This window comes from Verrucomicrobiia bacterium (assembly GCA_035460805.1).
GTDB lineage: Bacteria > Patescibacteriota > UBA1384 > CAILIB01 > CAILIB01 > DATHWI01.
On the sequence record DATHWI010000134.1, the window covers coordinates 1 to 2,126 of the forward strand.

2 rRNA genes are annotated in these 2,126 nt (G+C 51.5%); both read right to left on the bottom strand.

Going from position 1 to position 2,126, the window contains the following annotated elements:
* Positions 1 to 251: 251 nt before the first annotated feature.
* Positions 252 to 367, bottom strand: a 5S ribosomal RNA gene (gene rrf, locus VLA04_05640).
* 394 nt (positions 368 to 761) lie between these two features.
* Positions 762 to 2,126, bottom strand: a 23S ribosomal RNA gene (locus tag VLA04_05645); the annotation flags it as partial.

Below are 2,126 nucleotides of genomic sequence, written 5' to 3' on the forward strand. Positions count from 1 at the left end.
ACGGTGCCACGGCTACCGCTTACGATGCTTGGGCGAAGCACCATACCCGCGTCCTTCAACGCACGGTAGCGTAGATGCCGTAGGTCCTACGACTACGACATCTACGACCTCAGACCAGAATCTACGACAGCCCCTGTCAATAGGCGCGTCGGCGGACGCTTACCGTCTTTCGCCGAGTCGTATCGCAGGACACGAAGCCAAATCAGTACAAAAAAAGGCCCCATCTCCTGTTTCCAGGAGATGGGGCGTAAAACTGGCGACGTCCTACTTTCGCACAAGCTAGACAAGCACTATCATCGGGGCTGCAGCGTTTCACTTCCGTGTTCGGAATGGGAACGGGTGGGTCCACTGCGCTGGGATCACCAGAAGTCTGACGAATTTGAGGCCACACTAAGGCTCAAGCTGGGAGGTTTCTCACTGGGGGGAGTGAGTCGAACCTCAAATTCGCCAGACTTCTAACGACCCCACTTCGTGGGGACTTGATCACTGCTTTCGCAGTGAAGGGTTGCGATACTTTCATATCGGGCGCCCTGCAGTCAATCGATTTTTAATCATCAATTGAACCGTCGTTTCGTTTTATTATTTGTATCAAAGAACCGTTATTTCAAATCGACGATCATAGATCATCAATCATCCATTTCTTACCGATTCTCTGACATCTACATACAGGAGTTCTTACTACTTATTCTAGGCTGAGTTTTAATAAAAAGGTTTTTTCTTCATCCTTTTAAGCCAGACAAGTGTGTCTGGAGGATGAGGAAAAGACCAAGCCGAACGGATCATTAGTACTTCTCAGCTGAACATGTTACCATGCTTACACCGGAAGCCTATCAACGTGGTGGTCTACCACGATCCTTCGGGGAAGAATCATCTTGGGAGAGGCTTGGCGCTTAGATGCTTTCAGCGCTTATCCTTTCCGAACATAGCTACCCAGCACTGCCTTTGACAAGACAACTGGAACACCAGTGGTTCGTCAGACCCGGTCCTCTCGTACTAAGGTCTGAACCCCTCAATCTTCCTGCGCCCACAGCGGATAAGGACCGAACTGTCTCGCGACGTTCTGAACCCAGCTCGCGTACCACTTTAACCGGCGAACAGCCGGACCCTTGGGACCTTCTCCAGCCCCAGGATGTGATGAGCCGACATCGAGGTGCCAAACCGAGTCGTCGATATGAGCTCTTGGACTCGATCAGCCTGTTATCCCTAGCGTACCTTTTGTCCGTTGAGCGATGGCAATTCCACATTCAACCACCGGATCACTTGGACCTGCTTTCGCACCTGCTCGACTTGTAGGTCTCACAGTTAGGCTGGCTTATATCCATATACTCGTCACCTGATTACCAACCAGGCTGAGCCAACCTTCGTACTCCTCCGTTACTCTTTGGGAGGATACCGCCCCAGTAAAACTGACCGGCTGCCAGTGTCCCTCTGCCAGATCATGGCGAGAGGTTAGATTTTCCAGTTTCAAAGGGTGGTGTTTCATTGACGACTCAACATCCCCCGAAAGAGATGTATCAAAGTCTACCACTTACGCTAAGCATTAAAACCGAAAAAACAGTAACAGCGTACAGTAAAGGTGCATAGGGTCTTTCCGTCCTGCTGCGGGTAGGCGGCATCTTCACCGCCACTACAACTTCGCTGAGCTCCTCGTTGAGACAGCGGTCAACTCGTTACACGATTCGTGCAGGTCGGAACTTACCCGACAAGGAATTTCGCTACCTTAGGACCGTTATAGTTACGGCCGACATTCACGGGGACTTGGGCTCGTAGCTTCGCTTGCGCTAACCACTTACCGTAATCTTTCCGCATTGGTCACGTGTCACACCCTATACGTAGTCTTGCGACTTGGCAGAGTGCTGTGTTTTTGTTAAACAGTCGGTTGACCCCTTTCACTGCGGCCAGTCTTGCGACTGGCACCCCTTCTTCCGAAGTTACGGGGCTAGATTGCCGAGTTCCTTAACGAGGTTTCACTCACGCGCCTGGGTATACTCTACCCACCCACCTGTGTCGGTTTACGGTACGGGCGCCTTAGTATGCACCGGGGATTTTCTTGGCTCCCGTGTCAACAAATCCGTCTTGGCCGTAGCCTTAACGTCCCATTGCGGGACAAGGACAATCAGTACCTT